Annotated in this window: 16 protein-coding genes; 2 read left to right on the top strand and 14 right to left on the bottom strand. The window is 73.6% G+C overall.

Annotated features, from left to right (window positions below):
* Positions 1-5: 5 nt before the first annotated feature.
* The 10 genes from ACYU8I_RS00750 to ACYU8I_RS00795 form a co-directional block, all read right to left on the bottom strand.
* Positions 6-1,166, bottom strand: a complete 1,161-nt coding sequence (locus tag ACYU8I_RS00750) for an acyl-CoA dehydrogenase family protein (RefSeq protein WP_460836398.1) — start codon at positions 1,164-1,166, stop codon at positions 6-8.
* Positions 1,163-3,124, bottom strand: coding sequence for an ATP-binding protein (locus ACYU8I_RS00755; protein WP_460836399.1), 1,962 nt, complete (start codon positions 3,122-3,124; stop codon positions 1,163-1,165). The genes ACYU8I_RS00750 and ACYU8I_RS00755 overlap by 4 nt, the downstream gene beginning before the upstream one ends.
* Complete coding sequence (locus ACYU8I_RS00760; RefSeq protein WP_460836400.1) at positions 3,121-4,887, bottom strand: acyl-CoA carboxylase subunit beta; 1,767 nt, start codon at positions 4,885-4,887, stop codon at positions 3,121-3,123. Before ACYU8I_RS00760 ends, ACYU8I_RS00755 begins: the two co-directional genes overlap by 4 nt.
* Positions 4,884-5,354 carry an SRPBCC family protein gene (locus ACYU8I_RS00765; protein ID WP_460836401.1) on the bottom strand — a complete coding sequence of 157 codons (471 nt, stop codon included), beginning with the start codon at positions 5,352-5,354 and terminating at the stop codon, positions 4,884-4,886. The genes ACYU8I_RS00760 and ACYU8I_RS00765 overlap by 4 nt, the downstream gene beginning before the upstream one ends.
* Entirely contained in the window at positions 5,351-6,499 is a 1,149-nt protein-coding gene (locus ACYU8I_RS00770) for an acyl-CoA dehydrogenase family protein (protein ID WP_460836402.1), read from the bottom strand. The genes ACYU8I_RS00765 and ACYU8I_RS00770 overlap by 4 nt, the downstream gene beginning before the upstream one ends.
* The gene (locus ACYU8I_RS00775) at positions 6,496-8,334 is read right to left on the bottom strand and encodes an acyclic terpene utilization AtuA family protein (RefSeq protein ID WP_460836403.1); all 1,839 of its coding nucleotides are present in this window, start codon (positions 8,332-8,334) and stop codon (positions 6,496-6,498) included. The genes ACYU8I_RS00770 and ACYU8I_RS00775 overlap by 4 nt, the downstream gene beginning before the upstream one ends.
* Positions 8,331-9,122 carry a TIGR03084 family metal-binding protein gene (locus tag ACYU8I_RS00780; RefSeq protein ID WP_460836404.1) on the bottom strand — a complete coding sequence of 264 codons (792 nt, stop codon included), beginning with the start codon at positions 9,120-9,122 and terminating at the stop codon, positions 8,331-8,333. The genes ACYU8I_RS00775 and ACYU8I_RS00780 overlap by 4 nt, the downstream gene beginning before the upstream one ends.
* Positions 9,119-9,718: a TetR/AcrR family transcriptional regulator gene (locus ACYU8I_RS00785; protein WP_460836405.1), complete on the bottom strand. Its 600-nt coding sequence runs from the start codon at positions 9,716-9,718 to the stop codon at positions 9,119-9,121. The genes ACYU8I_RS00780 and ACYU8I_RS00785 overlap by 4 nt, the downstream gene beginning before the upstream one ends.
* Before the next feature lie 51 nt (positions 9,719-9,769).
* On the bottom strand, positions 9,770-11,365 hold the full coding sequence (locus tag ACYU8I_RS00790) for a signal peptidase I (RefSeq protein WP_460836406.1): 1,596 nt from the start codon (positions 11,363-11,365) through the stop codon (positions 9,770-9,772).
* Positions 11,366-11,505: 140 nt separating this feature from the next.
* A complete protein-coding gene (locus ACYU8I_RS00795; RefSeq protein WP_460836408.1) occupies positions 11,506-12,117 on the bottom strand; it encodes a hypothetical protein in 612 nt (203 codons plus the stop codon).
* 232 nt (positions 12,118-12,349) lie between these two features.
* On the opposite strand from ACYU8I_RS00795, the gene ACYU8I_RS00800 reads away from it, so the two are divergent.
* Both ACYU8I_RS00800 and ACYU8I_RS00805 read left to right on the top strand, forming a co-directional pair.
* Complete coding sequence (locus ACYU8I_RS00800; protein WP_460836409.1) at positions 12,350-12,838, top strand: DUF4385 domain-containing protein; 489 nt, start codon at positions 12,350-12,352, stop codon at positions 12,836-12,838.
* 109 nt (positions 12,839-12,947) lie between these two features.
* Positions 12,948-14,870 carry a M13 family metallopeptidase gene (locus ACYU8I_RS00805; RefSeq protein WP_460836596.1) on the top strand — a complete coding sequence of 641 codons (1,923 nt, stop codon included), beginning with the start codon at positions 12,948-12,950 and terminating at the stop codon, positions 14,868-14,870.
* A 465-nt stretch (positions 14,871-15,335) separates the two neighbouring features.
* Here ACYU8I_RS00805 and ACYU8I_RS00810 read toward each other — a convergent pair whose 3' ends face one another.
* The 4 genes from ACYU8I_RS00810 to ACYU8I_RS00825 form a co-directional block, all read right to left on the bottom strand.
* Positions 15,336-15,992, bottom strand: coding sequence for a hypothetical protein (locus ACYU8I_RS00810; RefSeq protein WP_460836411.1), 657 nt, complete (start codon positions 15,990-15,992; stop codon positions 15,336-15,338).
* Positions 15,989-16,594: a class I SAM-dependent methyltransferase gene (locus ACYU8I_RS00815; protein ID WP_460836413.1), complete on the bottom strand. Its 606-nt coding sequence runs from the start codon at positions 16,592-16,594 to the stop codon at positions 15,989-15,991. The genes ACYU8I_RS00810 and ACYU8I_RS00815 overlap by 4 nt, the downstream gene beginning before the upstream one ends.
* Positions 16,595-16,744: 150 nt before the next feature.
* Positions 16,745-17,632, bottom strand: coding sequence for a methylenetetrahydrofolate reductase (locus ACYU8I_RS00820; RefSeq protein ID WP_460836414.1), 888 nt, complete (start codon positions 17,630-17,632; stop codon positions 16,745-16,747).
* The gene (locus ACYU8I_RS00825; protein WP_460836415.1) at positions 17,620-18,228 is read right to left on the bottom strand and encodes a DUF1638 domain-containing protein; all 609 of its coding nucleotides are present in this window, start codon (positions 18,226-18,228) and stop codon (positions 17,620-17,622) included. Before ACYU8I_RS00825 ends, ACYU8I_RS00820 begins: the two co-directional genes overlap by 13 nt.
* Between the last annotated feature and the right edge of the window lie 45 nt (positions 18,229-18,273).

Consider the following 18,273-nt stretch of genomic DNA (forward strand, 5'->3'; position numbering starts at 1 on the left):
GGCCCTCAGTACGACTTCGGCAGGCCGAGGGAGTGCATGCCGACGTAGTTGAGGATCATCTCGCGGGAGACGGGGGCGATGCGGCCGGCGCGGGCGGCGACGAGGAGGCCGGCGACGCCGTACTCCTGGGTGATGCCGTTGCCGCCGTGGGCCTGGACGGCGCGGTCGGCGGCGTCGCAGGCGGCCTCGGCGGCGGCGTACTTGGCCATGTTCGCGGCCTCGCCCGCCTCGGCGTCGAGCCCGGCGTCGTAGAGGGCTGCGGCCTTCTGCGTCATCAGCCGGGCCAGCTCGATCTCGATCTTGCTCTGCGCGAGCGGGTGGGCGAGGCCCTGGTGGGTGCCGATGGGGACGCCCCAGATCTCGCGCTCCTTGACGTAGGCCGCCGCCTTGTCGAGGGCGAAGCGCGCGAGGCCGGTCGAGAACGAGGCCGCCATGATGCGCTCGGGGTTGAGCCCGGCGAAGAGCTGCTCGAGCCCGCCGTCCTCGTTGCCGACGACCGCGTCGGCGGGCAGCCGGACGTCGTCGAGGTAGACCTGGAACTGCCGCTCCGGGCTGACGATCTCCATCGGGATCGGGTGGGCCTCGAAGCCCGGCGCGTCGGTCGGCACGACGAAGAGCACCGGCTTGACCCGGCCGCTGCCGTCGTCGGTGACCCGGGCGACGACCAGGACGTGGTCGGCCTCGTCGATGCCGGAGATCCAGACCTTGCGGCCGTTGAGCACCCACTCGTCGCCGTCCTTGCGGCCGGTGGTGGTGATCTTGTGGGTGTTGGTGCCGGCGTCGGGCTCGGTGATGGCGAAGGCCATGGTGCCGGTGCCGTCGCAGATGCCGGGCAGCCACGTCTGCTTCTGGGTCTCGGTGCCGTAGCGGCTGATGATGGTGCCGCAGATCGCCGGGCTGACGACCATGAGCAGCAGCGGGCAGCCCTGGGCGGCCAGCTCCTCGCAGACGGCCGCGGTGTCGCCGATGCCGCCGCCCCCGCCGCCGTACTCCTCCGGGACGTTGGTGCCGAGGAAGCCCTGCTTGCCGATCTCGAGCCACAGCTCGGTGGTCTTCTCGCCGGCGCGGGCCTTCTCGGTGAAGTACTCCCGCCCGTACGCCGACGCCAGCTTGGCGACCTCGCGCCGCAGCGCCTGGCGCTCCTCGGACTCGGTGTAGGTGGTCATGCGGGTTCTCCTTCGTCGTCGCTGGTCGAGCCTGTCGAGACCACGGCGAGCACGTCGCCGGCGGCCACCTGGGTGCCGACGGCGGCGAGGTCACCGACCGTGCCGTCGCCGGGGGCGCGGATGGTGTGCTGCATCTTCATCGCCTCCAGGACGACGACGGGGTCGCCGGCCGCGACCGTCGCGCCGTCGGCGACGGGCACGGCGACGACGGTGCCGGGCATCGGGGCGAGCAGCGAGCCCTCCGCGACGGCGTCGGCCGGGTCGGTGAAGCGCGGCAGCAGCCGCAGCGCCAGGTGGCCGGCGCCGGAGTCGACGTCGACCCGGTCGCCCGCCGTGGCCACCGCGAAGCGGCGTCGCCGGCCGGCGTGGTCGACGGTGACGACCCAGTCGTCCGGGCCCCCCTCGACCGCGACCGCCCGGGCACCGTCGACCTCGCCGTGCCGGTCGGCCGACGTCGAGCCGTCGCGACCACCGAGCCAGTCGACGTCGACCCGGGTGCCGGCGACCTCGAACGACGTCGTCTGCGGCGCCGAGACCACGTTGCGCCACCCCGTCGGCACGCCGGGCTGCACCGGCCGCAGCGACGCAGCCCGCTCGGTGACGGCGACGGCGGCCGCGAAGAGCCCGAGGCCCTGCTCGACGGCGGTGCCCGGCAGCGCCCCGAGGTCGAGGTCGTGCTCGGCCAGGAAGGCCGTGCTGACCTCCCCGGCCAGGAAGGCCGGGTGACGCAGCACCGCGAGCAGCTGGTCGCGGTTGGTCGTCAGCCCGTGGATCCGGGCCCGGGAGAGCACGCCGGCCAGTCGTCGGGCCGCCTGCTCGCGGGTCGGGGCGTGCGCGACGACCTTGGCGAGCATGGCGTCGTAGTGGGTCGAGACCTCGGTGCCGCTGACGAAGCCCGCGTCGACCCGGACCCCGTCGCCCGCCGGCACCTCGAAGCGGGTCAGCAGCCCCGACTGCGGCTGGTAGTCGGCCGCCGGGTCCTCGGCGTAGAGCCGCACCTCGATCGCGTGGCCGCGCGCCGGGGTGGCGACAGCCACCGGGGTGCCCTCGGCCGCGGCGAGCTGCGCCGCCACGAGGTCGACCCCGTGGACGGCCTCGGTGACGGGGTGCTCGACCTGGAGCCGGGTGTTCATCTCGAGGAAGAAGAACCGCTCGGACGCCTCGTCGTAGAGGAACTCGACGGTGCCCGCGCCGCGGTAGTCGATCGCCGCGGCGGCGGACTCCGCCGCCTCGTGCAGCGCCGCGCGCACGCCGTCGGGCAGGCCCGGCGCGGGCGCCTCCTCGACCACCTTCTGGTGGCGCCGCTGCAGCGAGCAGTCGCGGTCACCGACCACGGTGGTGCCGACGACCTGCACCTCGACGTGCCGGCCGCGCTCGACGTAGGTCTCCACGAAGACGGTGCCGTCGCCGAACGCCGACGCCGCCTCGGCCTCCGCGCCGGCCACCGCGTCGGCCAGCTGCCCGAGGGTGCGTACGACGCGCATCCCGCGCCCGCCGCCCCCGGCGCTCGCCTTCACCAGCACCGGCAGGTCGGACTCGGTGACGGTCGAGGGGTCGAGGTTGGTCAGCACGGGGACGCCGGCGGCCTCCATGAGCTTCTTGGCCTCGACCTTGGAGCCCATCTGCTCGATGGACCCCGGCGTCGGGCCGACCCAGGTCAGCCCGGCGGCCTCGACGGCGCGCGCGAAGTCGGCGCTCTCGGAGAGGAAGCCGTAGCCCGGGTGCACCGCGTCGGCCCCCGCGGCGAGCGCCGCCTCGACGACGAGGTCGGCCCGCAGGTAGGTCTCGGCCGGCGTCACGCCGGGCAGCCGCACCGCGACGTCGGCCTCGGCGACGTACGGCAGGCCCGCGTCGGCGTCGGAGTGCACGGCGACGGTGCCGATGCCCAGGTCGCGGCAGGTGCGGAACACCCGGCCCGCGATCTCGGCGCGGTTGGCGACGAGCAGTCGTGCGATCACGGCCGGAACACCCCGTATCCCCGGGCGCCCGACCAGGTCGAGCGGCTGATCACCGACAGGCAGATGCCGAGCACGGTGCGGGTGTCGCGGGGGTCGATGACGCCGTCGTCGTAGAGCATCCCCGACAGGAAGTACGGCAACGACTGCTCCTCCACCATCTGCTCGACGAGCTCGCGCATGCCCTTGTCGCCCTCCTCGTCGTACGCCGCTCCCTTGGCCTCGGCGGCGGCCCGGGCGACGATGCTGAGCACGCCGGCGAGCTGCGCGGGACCCATCACGGCGCTCTTGGCGCTGGGCCAGGTGAACAGATAGCGGGGGTCGAAGGCGCGGCCGTTCATGCCGTAGTTGCCGGCGCCGTAGGACGCCCCCAGGATCACCGTCAGGTGGGGCACGGAGGAGTTGGAGACGGCGTTGATCATCTGCGCGCCGTGCTTGATGATGCCGCCCTGCTCGTACTCCGCGCCGACCATGAAGCCGGTGGTGTTGTGCAGGAACAGCAGCGGTGTGTCGACCTGGTTGGCGAGCTGGATGAACTGCGTGGCCTTCTGCGCCTCCTCGCTGAACAGCACGCCCTGGGCGTTGGCGAGGATGCCGATCGGGTGGCCGTGCAGCCGGGCCCAGCCGGTGACGAGCGAGGAGCCGTAGAGCGGCTTGAACTCGTCGAACGGCACGCCGTTGCCCTCGCTCACCCCGTCGACGACCAGCTCGATGACCTCGCGCGGGTCGAACGGCTCCTTGAGGTCCTGCGGCACCAGGTCGAGCAGCGCCTCCGGGTCGCCGGCCGGCTCGGCGTACGCCTGCCGGCTCCTGGTCTCGACACGCTCGACCGACGACCGCGTCAGCCCGCTAGCCTCCTGAGGTGCGAGCGTGCTGCCCCCCGCTCCCTGACGTGCGAGCGTGCTGCCCCCCGCTCCCTGAGGTGCGAGCGTGCTGCCCCCCGCTCCCTGAGGTGCGAGCGCAGCGAGCCTCGAAGGGCGCCGCTCGCGGTTGAGCCGGGCCACGATGCGCCGGCCGATCCGGATGGCGTCGTGCTCGTCGACGGCGAGGTGGTCGGCGAGGCCGGAGACCCGGGCGTGCATCTCGGCACCGCCGAGCGACTCGTCGTCGGACTCCTCGCCGGTCGCCATCTTGACCAGGGGCGGGCCGCCGAGGAAGACCTTGGCCTGCTCCTTGACCATCACCGTGTAGTCGCTCATGCCGGGGATGTAGGCACCACCGGCCGTGGAGTTGCCGAAGACCAGCGCGATCGTCGGCTGCTTGCGCGCGCTGGCGCGGGTGATGTCGCGGAAGGTCCTGCCGCCGGGGATGAAGATCTCCTTCTGGGTCGGCAGGTCGGCCCCACCCGACTCGACCAGCGCGATGGTCGGCAGGTCGTTCTCCTCGGCGATCTGCCCCGCTCGGAACGCCTTCTTGACCGTCCAGGGGTTGCTGGCGCCGCCCTTGACCGTCGGGTCGTTGGCGGTGATGACGCACTCGACGCCCTCGACCACGCCGATGCCGGTGACGATGCTGGCGCCGACGGTGAAGTCGGAGCCCCACCCGGCGAGCGGGCTCAGCTCGAGGAAGGCCGAGCCGGGGTCGACGAGCAGCTCGATGCGCTCGCGCGGGAGCAGCTTGCCGCGGTCGTGGTGGCGGGCGACGTACTTCTCCCCGCCGCCGGCCACCGCCTTGGCGTGCTCGGCGTCGAGGGCGGCGATCTTCTCCAGCGCCGCCTCGCGGTTGCCGACCTTCTCGTCGGTCGAGCCTGTCGAGACCGCGGTCACTTCTCGAGCACCGCCTTCATCCGCTCCAGCGTCGTACGCATGCCGCGCCGGTTGGTGCGGCCGCGCAGGCGGCCGAGCACCAGCCAGTAGAGCCGGAACGGCAGCAGCGGCTCCATCCGGAAGTACTCCGTGACCCGCGTGCCCGACCCCTCCGGCTCGAGCCGGTAGCCCCAGTTGTTGACGGTCACGCTGTCGGTGCCGACGCGGAACTCGAAGTGCCGCTCGGGCTCGCACACCGTGACGGTGCACCCGGTCCAGTACGTCGGACCCACGCCGTTGCGCTTGACGTGGCCCTTGAAGGTCGCGCCGACCTCGGGCCCGGTCGAGCCGCGGGTCCAGCGTGCCTCGAAGGTCTCGGGGGAGAACTCCCCGATGCGGGTGACGTCGCTGACCAGCGCCCACACCTCGGCGGGCGGTGCGTTGACGGCCAGCGAGACGGAGTCGGACGGGTCGGGCAGCAGGCTCATGCGGTGTACCCCAACAGCTTGGCGGACAGGTCGGTGAGCACCTCGGTGGCGCCGCCGCCGATGCCGAGGATGCGGGAGTCGCGGTAGTGCCGCTCGACCTCTGTGCCGTGCATGTAGCCGGCCCCGCCGAAGAGCTGCACCGCGCGGTCGACGACGTGGTCACAGGCCTCGACCGCGGTCTGCTTGGCCAGGCACGCGAGGGCGATGACCTCCTCGCCGCCGTCGTGGCGGCGGGCGACGTCGCGGGTGTAGGTGCGGGCGACGTCGACCTGCCGGTGCATCTCGACCAGCTGGTGCTGCACCACCTGGCGGCTGGCGAGCGGCCGGCCGAAGGTCTGGCGCTCCTTCGCGTACGCCGCTGCGAGCGCGAGCGAGCGGGCCGCGATGCCGTAGGCGTGCACCGCGAGGGCGACGCGCTCGACGACGAACTGCTGGGCGATCTGGTAGAAGCCCGAGCCCTCCTCGCCGACGAGGTTCGCGACCGGCACCCGCACGCCGTCGTAGCCGAGCTCGGCGGTGTCGGAGCAGTGCCAGCCCAGCTTGCGCAGCGAGCGGTCGACGGTGAAGCCGGGCGTGCCCTTCTCGACGACCAGCAGGCTGACGCCGCCGTGGCCGGGCCCGCCGGTGCGGACGGCGGTGGTGACGAAGTCGGCCCGCACGCCGCTGGTGATGTAGGTCTTGGCGCCGTCGACGACGTAGTGGTCACCGTCCCTGACCGCGCGGGTCGTGATGCCGGCGACGTCCGAGCCGCCGCCGGGCTCGGTGACCGCGAGCGAGCCGATCTTCTCCCCCGCCAGCGCGGGCCGCACGAAGGTGTCGACCTGGTCGGGCGTACCGCGGGCGGCGAGGTGGGGCAGCGCGATGCCGCTGGTGAACAACCCGGCGGCCAGCCCCGACGAGCCGCCCGCCTCGAAGAACGCCTCCTGCATCGCCACGGAGTCGAGGAGCGTGCCGCCCTGCCCGCCGACCTCCTCGGCGAACCCGAGGCCCAGCAGCCCGGCCTTGGCCGCGGCGAGGTGGAGCTCGCGCGGGATCTCGCCCGCGTCCTCCCACTCCTGCAGGTGGGGCGCGACCTCGCGGGCCACGAAGGCCCGGGTCGCGTCCTGCAGCGCGAGCTGCTCGGGGGTCCAGCCGGTCTGCGTCACAGGAGCTCCTCGGGGACGTCGACGTACCTCGACCGCAGCCACTCGCCGAGGCCCTTGGCCTGCGGGTCGAACCTCGTGCCCGCCGCGACGCCGTCGCCGAGCAGGCCGTGCAGCACGACGTTGAGGCCGTGCAGGTGGGGCAGGTGGTGCACCTCGACCTCGAGGTCGGCCGCCTCGGGCAGCAGCTCGCGCACCCGGTCGGGGGTGAGGAGGCCGAGCAGCCAGTCGGTCGCCTCCGGCCGCCGCGCCCACACGCCCACGTTGGCGTCGCCCCCCTTGTCGCCCGACCGCGCGTGCGCGACCAGCCCGAGCGGGGCTCGGCGGGTGGACCCGACTGCGGGCTGGTCGAGGTGCGAGGGCCCCTGGGCCCGAGAGCGGTCACCGGCCTCCCCCGCTCCCTGAGGAGCCGAGGGACGAGGCGTCACGAAGGGGGCCCGAGAGCGGTCACCGGCCTCCCCCGCTCCCTGAGGAGCCGAGGAACGAGGCGTCACGAAGGGCGGGTCCGCCACCACCTCCACCGACCCGTCGGGCAGGTGGACGGTGTGGGTGACGAGCGACCGGTCGACGTACGCCGCGCGGTAGACGCCGTACGGCGTGGCGCGGCCGGGCGGGGCGGTCATGGTGAAGCCGGGGTAGGAGCCGAGGGCGAGCTCGACGACGGCGCCGGAGAACGCGCGGTCGACGACGGCCTGGTCGGCGTCCTTGACGGTGCAGCGCAGCAGCACCGACGCCGACTCCTCGGTGGCGGCGTCGGCAGCGGGCGCGGAGACCGGCGACCAGGTGACCGACGACGCGCGCAACCGGGGGGTGAGCTGCTCACGGACCCACGCCGCCTTCTCGGGCACGTCGAGACCGGTCAGCACGAGCTCGACGCTGTTGCGCCAGCCGCCCAGCTCGTTGACGCAGACCTTCAGCTGCTCGGGGGGCGCGAGACCACGCACGGGGGCGATCGCCACCCGGTCGGGGCCCTGCTGGGAGAGCCGCACCGAGTCGAGGTCGACCGAGGCGTCGGGGCCGAGGTAGACGGCCGACTGCACCTCGTAGAGCAGCTGCGCGGTGACGGTGTCGACGGTGACCGCGCCGCCGGTGCCGTCGTGCTTGGTGATGACCGACGAGCCGTCGGCCGCGACCTCGGCGACGGGGAAGCCCAGCGGCTGCGCAGCGCACGGCAGGTCGAGGAAGCCGGAGAAGTTGCCGCCGGTGGCCTGGGTGCCGCACTCGACGACGTGGCCCGCGACCATCGCGCCGGCGAGGGCGTCGTGGTCGCCGGGCTGCCAGCCGTGGTGCCAGGCGGCAGCGCCGACCACGAGCGAGGCGTCGGTGACGCGGCCGGTGACGACCACGTCGGCACCCGCGCCGAGGGCCCGGGCGATGCCGAAGCCGCCGAGGTAGGCGTTGGCGGTGAGGGCGCCGTCCCAGCCGAGCTCGGCCGCGCGCGGCTGCAGGTCGTCGCCGTCGACCCAGGCGACCGCGGGGTCGAGCCCCAGCCCGCGGGCGACCTCGCCGAGGGCGTCGACGAGCCCGCCGGGGTTGAGGCCGCCGGCGTTCGTGACCACTCGCACCCCGCGCTCGAGCACCTCGCCGAGGCAGTCCTCGAGCTGGCGCAGGTGGGTGCGGGCGTAGCCGAGCGCGGTGTCGCGCATGCGGTCCTTGCCCAGGATGAGCATGGTCAGCTCGGCGAGGTAGTCGCCCGTGACGACGTCGAGCGGCCCGCCCGTGACCACCTCGCGCAGTGCCGAGAGCCGGTCGCCGTAGAAGCCGGAGCAGTTGCCGACGCGGAGGGACGCTCGCTGAGGAGGTCGCTCTGCGGACGTCTCGAAGGGCCCCGCCGTCACGGCCGTCCCCCCACCGGAGCGCGGCCCTCGCCGGGCGGGCCGGCGAAGCACTGCGCCAGGTCGAGCCAGCGGTCGGCACCCTCGCCCTCGGCGACGAGGTCGAGGTCGTCGCGGTGGCGACGCTGGGTGACGCGCAGGCAGAAGTCGTACGCCGGCCCGCTCACCCGCTCCGTCGCGTCGTCAGGGCCCCAGGTCCAGGTCTCGCCCGACGGCGCGACGAGCTCGACCCGCGGCTCGGCCGCAGGCTTCTCCAGGCCGTGCGCGGAGAAGGCGAAGCCCCGGGTGCGCACCCCGATGTGGGCCACGTGGCGGATCCGGTCGGTCGGCTCGACGGTCACGCCCAGCGCCTCGGCGACGTCGACGCCGTGGGCCCAGGTCTCCATGAACCGCGCGGTCGCCATCGACGTCGGGCTCATCGGCGGGCCGAACCACGGCAGCCGCTCGCCCTCCGGCACCGCCCGGAGCGCGTCGGCCAGCCTGACGCGGCCCCGCGACCAGCGCTCGAGCAGGTCGGGGTCGGAGGAGCCCTCGCGGGCGAGCCGGTCGACGAACCCGTCGGGGTCGGCGATCGCCTGCAGCACGAGGTCGTCCCACGCGGCCTTGTCGCCGCCGGCCGCCTGGGCGGCATACGTCGCGGCGGTGTCGGTCCAGGCGAGGTGGGCCACCTGGGCGCCGACGTCCCACCCGGCGGCCGGGGTCGGCGTACGCAGGTCGGCACCGGCCACCGCGCCCTCGAGCCACGCGGACTCGGCGTCGAGGTCGGCCAGGACGGTGTCGAGCGTGCTCATGCCGCGAGCTCCTCGTCGAGGGTGTGCGCCCACGCCGCGAGGATGCGACGGCGGCGGGCGGTGTCGTCGGTCAGCGTCGCGGCGAGGCCGAGCCCGCGCACGAGGTCGAGCGTGGCCTGCACGAGCTCGCGCACCCGGGCGCGCGACTCGTCGACGCCGAGCGCCTCGACCGCGATCCGGTGGGTGTCGCGGCCGACGCGCTGCTCCAGCGGCGCGACAGCGGCGTGCAGCTCGGGATCGGTGCGGGCCGCGACCCACAGCTCCAGCGCGGCCGCGAAGACCGGCGAGGTGAAGTGCTCGGCGAGCATGTCGAGCACCGCCCGCGTACGACGCTTGCCTCGCGGCAGCCGCTCGGCGGCCCGGCGCAGCTCGTCGCCGCGCACCTCGCTGAGGTGGGCGACGGCGGCGAGGACCAGGTCGTTCTTGGTCGGGAAGTGGTGCAGCTGAGCGCCGCGGCTCACCCCGGCGCGCTGCGAGACCAGCGTGGTCGACGTGCCGCTCCAGCCCCGCTCGACCAGGCACTCGACCGTGGCCTCGAGGAGCCGCTGGCGCATGGCGCGGGTGCGCTCCTCCTGGGGCACCCGGATCGCCGTCACGCGGTGATCGTGTCCCAGTGACTTACAAACAGTCAAGCCTGCTTGTAAGTTTCAGCGGCCGGACGCGACGTAGTGGTCTTGGACCTCGGCAGCGGTGAGCACGTCGGTGTAGACGGCGATCTCGTCGAGGTCGCCGCGGAAGGTGTTGTCGGGGTTGCCGTTCCACAGCAGCGGGATGGCGAAGGTGGAGCGGCCGGCGTCCCAGTAGCCGGTGGTGCTGCCGGTGACGGCAGAGCTCGTGGCGACGAGCTGGCCGTCGACGTAGAGCCGGGCGCGCTGGTTGCTGGGGTTGCCGGTGCTGGAGTTGGTGTAGACGACGTGGTGCCACTGGCCGTCGTTGACCCGGGGGCCGGCGACGCGCAGCGACCCTTGCCGGCCGAACCGGACGGCGCCGTCGGTCCCGAGGTAGAGCGCCCGGTCGATGACGCCGGTGTTGGCCGCCGAGGTGAGGGCCACGAGTGGCCCCCCGGCCGTGCTGGTGGTGCGCACCCAGGTCTCGACGCTGAAGTTCGCGCTGACGCTGGCCACGGAGCCGGACGACAGCACGACGCCACCCTCGAAGCCCGCGGCGGTGGCGCCGGGCTCGCCGACCAGGGCGCCGTCGCGACCGAAGACCACGCCGCCGTCGGCGGTCGCATTGCGGTTGTTGCCCGAGGCGTCGGCTACGAACCCGCCCGCCGCCTCGTTGAGCCGCCAGAAGAACGACGGCGCGTCGCCGAGGACGGCGTCGCGATAGGGGTAGAACTGCCCGCCCGCGGAGAACGAGCTCGCGGGGGTCGCGGGCTTCGCCGAGAAGGCGGCGTACGACCCCGGGACCGCGGTGACGACCAGGGCGGTCGCCATGGTGAGGGTGACGGCGGCACCGGCGCGGCGTGCGCGCCGGCCCCGGGCACGGACACGGCGCGCGGGGCGGTGAGGGCCCCCTGCGCTGGTGCCGGTGCCGCCGCCACGACGGGAGTCGTCCATGGTGCGCGGGGTCCGGGGCCGGAACGACCCCAGGACCGCCCCGGTCAGGACGACGAGAGCGAGGCCGACCGGGGCCAGCTGGCCGACGGAGAGCCAGTGGGCGGGCAGGCCGACGTAGGGGACGCGCAGGACGCCGGCGCCGAGCACGTCGCTGTCGGGCACCGGGCTGGAGTCGGCGTCCGGGTTGGCGTCGCCCTTCGTGACGACCATGCCGTCCTCGTCGCGCTCCACCATGCGGTGGGTGCGGGTCTTGCCGGGCTTGTCGGGGTCGACGGAGGTGAGGACCGTGCCCCGGCCGATCTCGGAGCCGTCGACGGGTCGGGTGACGACGACGTCGCCGGTGTGGATGCTGGGCTCCATCGAGCCCGACATGATCACGCGCGGGGTCCAGCCGACGGCCAGCGGCAGGACGGCGAGGACGAGCATGGTGAGGACGAGGGTGAGCAGGCTCCGGCAGGCCGAGACCCGGGCGACGGTGCGCCAGGGAAGCGCCTCCCAGCCGGCGTCGGGCGCCGCGGCGACGGTCCGCTCGACGACCGGCGTGGCGGCCGGACCGGCGGGGCTCTCGAGGCGCTGACCGGGGATCCGGACCCCGGTGGCGGGCCCGGTGGCGAGCTCGGTCCGCTGACCGGGGACCCGGTCGACGTGCGAGTGGCGCTGCGACTGCTGCTGCTCGGCCATGGTTCCCCCTCCCGGTCTCGTCGGCCCTGCTGATGACGTGCTGCTCGTGGTGCTGGTGCTGCTGTGCCCGGGTCCCCGGGCCCCGCGGCGGCGACGACCGGTCGTCCCGCGGGGCCCGGGCGCAGACCGGGCGGGGTGGATCAGCTGTTCTGCGCCTCCCAGACCAGCGCGATCGAGGCAGTGCCGCCCTGGGCGGTGTCCGGGGTGTTGTCGGCGAGCTTGTAGGTGACCCGGTAGGTCTTGGTGGCGTTGCCGCCGTTCGGGGCCCAGGCGCCGGCGCCGGTGGAGAAGTCCTGCTTGGTGTTCGAGAAGGCCGTGAGCGAGGAGTCGACGATCGCGGCGCCCTGCGCGGTGAACCCGGTGCAGTCGTTGAACGACCCGCCGGTGCCCTCCTCGACCTTGAGGTTGATGTTGTCGCCCAGGCCCTTGGACTGGGTGTAGCTGCCGGTCTTGGCGTAGAGCTTCACCGTGGACGCGAGCGAGCCGCTCGAGGTCACGACGATGCACTTCGTGCCGGACGCGCCGGGCTTGAGGTTGCCGGCGTTGGTGCCGGTGGTGAACAGCGCCGCGCCGTTGTCGTCGTCGGTCAGGTTGACGGTGCCGGCGGCCCAGTTGCTCACCGGGTTGTCGGTCTTCGCCGAGAAGGCGGAGTAGGACGAGGCCATCACCAGCGCGCCGCTGGCGAGGACGGTGGCCGGGATGGTGGCGGCGGCGACGAAGCGCTTGCTCGTGACGATCGATCGGATGGTCATGGTGGTCTCCCCGTTGGTGTCTGCGGCCGGTCCGGGGTTCGAACCGGTGACACGAGGTTGACCGATCAACCGATCGCGGATCCAGCCGAAAGCGGACATCCAGGCCGAAGTGGGCTAATCGGAGTAGACCGGTCCGGTAGTTCAACCTGCAATCACCTGACATGTCGCGATTCCTATGACAAACGGGCACCACTGTGCGACCCTGCCTTGCCCTTCGGGTACGACCACCTTTGTGACCAGCGACGACGCCGCTCGCGAGACCCGCCCCGACGCCCGCGCGCACCCCGAGACCTACCGGGTGGCGCGGGGGGAGCGGGGGGTGCTGACGGTCGAGCCGTACAAGTCCGAGCTGCTGCCGCTGTGGCGGTTCAGGACGCCCGACCTGGCCCGCGAGAGCGCCGCGGCGATCACCGAGCGGTTCCACGCCTACCTCGCCGAGGGCGACCTGGTGGGCGCCGACATGGCGCGGAAGTTCCTGCAGATGGGCTACACGCGATCGCGGCGCTACGCCAACCACCCCGGCGGCACGAAGTACGACGGCCCGGTCCCGGCCGGCAAGCGGGGGCAGAGCGGCTCGCACGGCCGGCGCGAGCTGCCGCGCGGCCCGGAGGACCCCGTCAAGGCCGAGAGCGCCCGGGTCTTCAAGGCCGCCTGGGACGCCGTCGAGCAGGTCGAGGAGTACGTCGCCCTGCGCGCCGAGCACCGGCGCCGGCACGGCTGAGGCGGGTGGCCGGCACTGCCCTGACAACGGTTCTCACCAGGCGGACGGAGCGTCGTGCCCCGGGGGTATGTTCGGGCGCGTGACGATCCTCGACGACGCCCGCGAGGGCATGGACCCCGACGTCCGCCCCCAGGACGACCTCTTCGGCCACGTCAACGGCCGCTGGCTGGAGACGACGCAGATCCCCGACGACCGGTCCTCGTGGGGCCCGTTCGTCGCCCTGGCCGACCAGGCCGAGCAGCACGTGCGCGCGATCATCGAGGACTGCGCGGCCGGCGAGGTCGAGGGCGACGACGCCCGCAAGATCGGCGACCTCTTCGCCTCGTTCATGGACGAGGAGCGCGTCGAGCGGCTCGGCCACTCCCCCATCGTCCCGCTCCTCGAGCGGGTCGACGCCATCACCGACCTCGCCGGGCTGGCCGCCTTCGTCGGCAGCTTCGAGCGGCGCGGCGGCAGCGGCCTGTTCGGCTCCTTCGTCGACACCGACGACCGGCAGTCCGACCGCTACCTCGTGCAGGTCGGCCAGGGCGGCATCGGCCTGCCCGACGAGAGCTACTACCGCGAGGACAAGCACGCCGAGGTGCGCGACAAGTACGTCGCCTACCTCGAGCGCATCCTGGGCCTGGCCGAGCGCCCCGACCCCGCCGGCACCGCCCGGCGCGTGCTCGACCTCGAGACCCGCATCGCCCGGGGTCACTGGGAGCGCGCCGAGACCCGCGACGTCATCAAGACCTACAACCTGCGCACGCTGGCCGAGCTGCAGGCCGACCTGCCGAGCTTCGACCTCCGCGCCTGGGTGCAGGGCCTCGGCGGCACCGAGGCGACCGTCGCCGAGATGGTCGTCCGCCAGCCCTCGTTCTTCACCCACCTCGAGCAGGTGCTCGCCGAGACCGACCTCGACGACTGGAAGGCCTTCCTGTCGGTGCGCGCCATCCGCACGGCGGCGGCGTACCTCTCGAGCGCCTTCGTGGAGGCCAACTTCGACTTCTACGGCCGCACCCTGTCGGGCACCCCCGAGCTGCGCGCCCGCTGGAAGCGCGGCGTCGCGCTCGTCGAGGGGGCGCTCGGCGAGGCCGTGGGCCGCGAGTACGTCGCCCGCCACTTCCCGCCGCGCAGCAAGGAGCTGATGGACGAGCTGGTGGCCAACCTCATCGAGGCGTACCGGCAGTCCATCACCGACCTCGACTGGATGACCGAGGAGACCAAGAAGCGGGCGCACGACAAGCTCGACACCTTCCTGCCCAAGATCGGCTACCCGGTGAAGTGGCGCGACTACTCGCCCCTCGAGATCAGCGCCGACGACCTGCTGGGCAACGTGCTCGCCTCGACCGCCTACGAGACCGACCGCGAGCTGCGCAAGATCGGCAGCCCGGTCGACCGCGACGAGTGGTTCATGCTCCCGCAGACCGTCAACGCCTACTACAACCCCGGCACCAACGAGATCTGCTTCCCGGCCGGCATCCTGCAGCGGCCGTTCTTCGACGCCGACGCCGACGCCGCGGAGAACTACGGCGGCATCGGCGCCGTGATCGGCCACGAGATCGGCCACGGTTTCGACGACCAGGGCGCGCAGTACGACGGCTCCGGCAACCTCAACGACTGGTGGACCGCCGACGACAAGTCGGCCTTCGAGCAGCGCAGCAAGGCCCTGGTCGAGCAGTACGACGGCTACGAGCCGCGCGACCTGCCCGGCGAGACCGTCAACGGCTCGCTCACCGTCGGCGAGAACATCGGCGACCTCGGCGGCCTCACCATCGGCCTCAAGGCCTACCGGATCGCCCTCGACGGCGAGGAGCCCCCGGTGGTCGACGGCCGCACCGGCGAGCAGCGCCTGTTCATGAACTGGGCCTTCTGCTGGCGCACCAAGCGCCGCACGGAGCTGGCCCAGACCTACCTCGCCACCGACCCCCACTCCCCGCCGGAGTTCCGCGCCAACATCGCCCGCAACCTCACCGAGTTCGTCGAGGCCTTCGACGTCCAGCCCGGCGACGGCCTCTGGCTCGACCCCGCCGACCGCGTCCGCATCTGGTAGCCGCGACCCCTCGCGGGCTCCTCAGGGAGCGAGAACGCATCCGCTCCCTGGGGTGCGAGCGAAGCCGCCGGGCCGAGGAGGTCGCTCTGCGACCCTCTCGCGGTCGAGCCACGAAGGGGCGGCCCCCTTCGTGACACCCGCTCGTCCCTCGCGGGCTCCTCGGGGAGCGAGACCGGACCCGCTCCCTGAGGTGCAAGCGCAGCCGCCGGGCCGAGGAGGTCGCTCTGCGACCGTCTCGAGGTCGAGCCACGAAGGGGCGGCCCCCTTCGTGACACCCGCTCGTCCCTCGCGGGCTCCTCAGGGAGCGAGACCGGACCCGCTCCCTGAGGTGCGAGCGCAGCCGCCGGGCCGAGGAGGTCGCTCTGCGACCCTCTCGAGGTCGAGCCACGAAGGGAGAGCGCCCCTTCGCGACGCCCGCTCGTCCCTCGCGGGCTCCTCAGGGAGCGACAGCCGCGTCGGCAGCCCTCACGTCTCCACGACGAACTCCCCCTCCAGCTCGTCGGCCACGGCACGCGCCAGGGAGCGCTCGTCCTCCTGCATCCCGGCGTAGCGGATGTCCGACGTGCGGCGGTCGACCGACGCGTCGACGGTCGCGACGAAGGCGGCCAGCCGGTCCCGCAGCTGCGGCGACAGGGGGAGCAACGTCTCGAGCTCGCCGAGGTGGGCGTACCCCTCGTCCCAGAGCACGTGGTCGCACCAGTCGTAGAACAGCCTGAGGCGCCGAGGCGGCCGTACGCCGCTCACCGGGACGAAGACGACGTCGCTCCCGTCCGGGGCCGTCATCACGTCGTCGATGTCGTCCGGGTGGTCGCCGCCGGGGCTCGCGACCCAGCGAGCACCGGGCACGAGCGGCGCGCCGCGGGCGCGGCGTCCGCTGGCCACCCACTCGACCTCGGCGCGCATCAGCCACGCCTCACCCGCCGACAGCTCCAGCCACGCGACCGCACCGACGTCGTCGGGGACGGCGTCGTACGCCGTGACGGGGTGGTCGAGCCGCTCGGCGAGCACGTCGACGAGGTCGTCGCGCCACGGGCACGGGTGGCCGACGACGGCGACCGGGCCACGGCCCCGCACCACCTCGACCACGCGCCCGACCAGTGCGGTGCGCTCGACGTCGCTCACGGCTCCGCCCGGCGTGCGACGACCGCGAGGAGCGGGTCGCCGAGGTACGTCCCACCGGGCGTGCGCCGCTCGACCGTCGCCGGCTCGAAGCCTCCGGCCCGGGCGAGGTGGTCGACCACGAGGTCGCACCGTCCGGCGTCGTCGGTGGCCACCCACGCCCGCACCGCCTTGGTCGGGAAGCAGCGGTTCGAGAAGGTGATGACCACCGGCGCCCCCGGTCGCAGCACTCGGGCGACCTCGGCCAGCACGGCGACCGGGTCGACGAGGTAGTCGATCGACACGCAGCACAGCGCCGCGTCGTACGACGCGTCCGCGAACGGCAGCCTCGGGTCGGCGTTGAGGTCGTGCACCACCCGGTCGGTCGCCATCGGGTTGGCGTCGAGCTCCTCGGCGTTGAGCCCCAGCACCGTCAGTCGCTCCGGCGCCTGCCGCAGGTGCGAGACCCACGACGACATCAGGTCGAGCACGTGCCCGCCGACGCCGAGCTCGTCGTACAGCGCCGTGACCGCCGCGATCGCCGCGTCGTCGATGTGGGTCACGAACCGCGGGAACCGGTAGAACTCGGCATCGGGGCTCTCGTCGAACCGGTCGGAGTCACCCATGCCGCCGAGCCTGCCACCCGGTCGGTGGACGGCTCGTCGAGCGACGGGCAGCTCAGCCCACAGCGGCCCGGCGCAGGGTTCCGCACCAGTGCGGTGCTGCGCTGTCACCTGGTGACACCACAGCACCGCGCTGACGGCCTGCGCCGCCCCTCAGCCCAGCTCGGACAGCAGCTCCTGACGCCAGGCCTCGGTCTGGGCGACCTGGTTGAAGGTGAAGACGTGGAGGCCCTCGATGCCGGCGGTGGGCTGGGCGGCCACCGTCGCGCAGTCGCGCAGGAAGCGCTCGCCGGTGAAGCCGCCGGGGGCGGCGAGGCGGGCGAAGGTGCCCTTGTGCTTGGCCAGGAACCGGGTCGACTCGCCCACGCCGATCTTGGTGGCCATCGTCAGCAGCTTGGCCCGGTCGATCGGGCCGGGCATGCCCAGCAACAGCGGCATCGTGATGCCGCGCAGCCGCATCCGGGCGACCCAGTCACGGATCGTGGCCGGGTCGAAGGTCAGGTTGCTGACGACGTGGGTGGCGTGGCGCCGCTTGTCCCACATCGCTTGCACCGTCAGGTCGTCGGTGATGGTGGGGTGGCTCTCGGGGTAGCCGGTGATACCGACGTGGGTGAAGGGGTCCTCGAGCGTCGCGAGGTCCTCGAGCAGGCTGAACGCGTCGACGTAGTCACCGGCGGGCTCGGCGTCGCCGCCGGGCACGAACACCGACGAGATGCCGGCCGCGCGCAGCCGGGCGCGGATGTCGACGAGCTCGGCGCGGTCACGCACCATGCGGGCCGCGAGGTGGGGCACGACGTCGTACCCCTGCCGACCCAGCGCCTCGCTGAGCTCGAGGGTCGCCTCGAGGCCCTTGCCGGGCGAGGCGGTGACGGTGACGGCGACGTCGGTCGGCACCGAGGTGACGACCTTCTCCTCGGTCGTCGCGGTCGGCAGCACCTCGTAGCGGGTGTGCTGCAGCAGTCGCTTCATCGCCGCGTCGCGACCGGCACGACCGGCGCGCTGGCCGCGGCGGGCCAGCGGAGAGGACTTCAGGGTGGACACGTGGCCTCCTCGGGGAGCAGCGACCGGAGGGCGTCGGCGAGCCCGGCGGTCCCGGTGGGTACGACGTGCAGCGGCAGCCCGAGCCGGTCCGCGGCGTCCTGGGCGAGCGGCCGCAGCTCGGCCAGCTCGACCGCGTCGTCGCTCTGCGCGAGCCACACGACGCGGGTGTAGTGCCGGAAGTAGTCGTCCAGCAGCTCGGGGTAGCGGTCGAGCCCCAGCTCCTGCTCGACGGTGCGCGCGAACGAGCGCACCAGGAAGTCGGTGAGCAGGTAGGTGCCCGGCTCGGCCTCCGTCATCGCCTCGACCCGGTCAGCGCCGGCGAAGACGTCGTAGCAGTGCAGCCCCGGGAGCCGGCGCAGCCCCAGCCGGTCGCACACCTCGTCGAGGGCGCCGTAGGTGCCGCAGTCGGCGTAGCCCACCACCACGTGGTCGTACGACGCGGCCAGCTCGCCCGCCAGCCGCTCGACCTCGCCCGCGATGCGCTGCGGCCGGTTGTGCAGCAGCGGCGGCAGCGGGTGCACGTCGAGCTCCCAGCCGTACGCCGCCGCCACCCGCCCCGCGGGCTGCGCCAGCGCCCCGCACGCCACCAGCGCCACCCGCTTCGCCGGTCGAGCGCCCTGCGCTGGTCGAGCACCACCCGC

Source organism: Nocardioides marmoraquaticus (assembly GCF_054777915.1).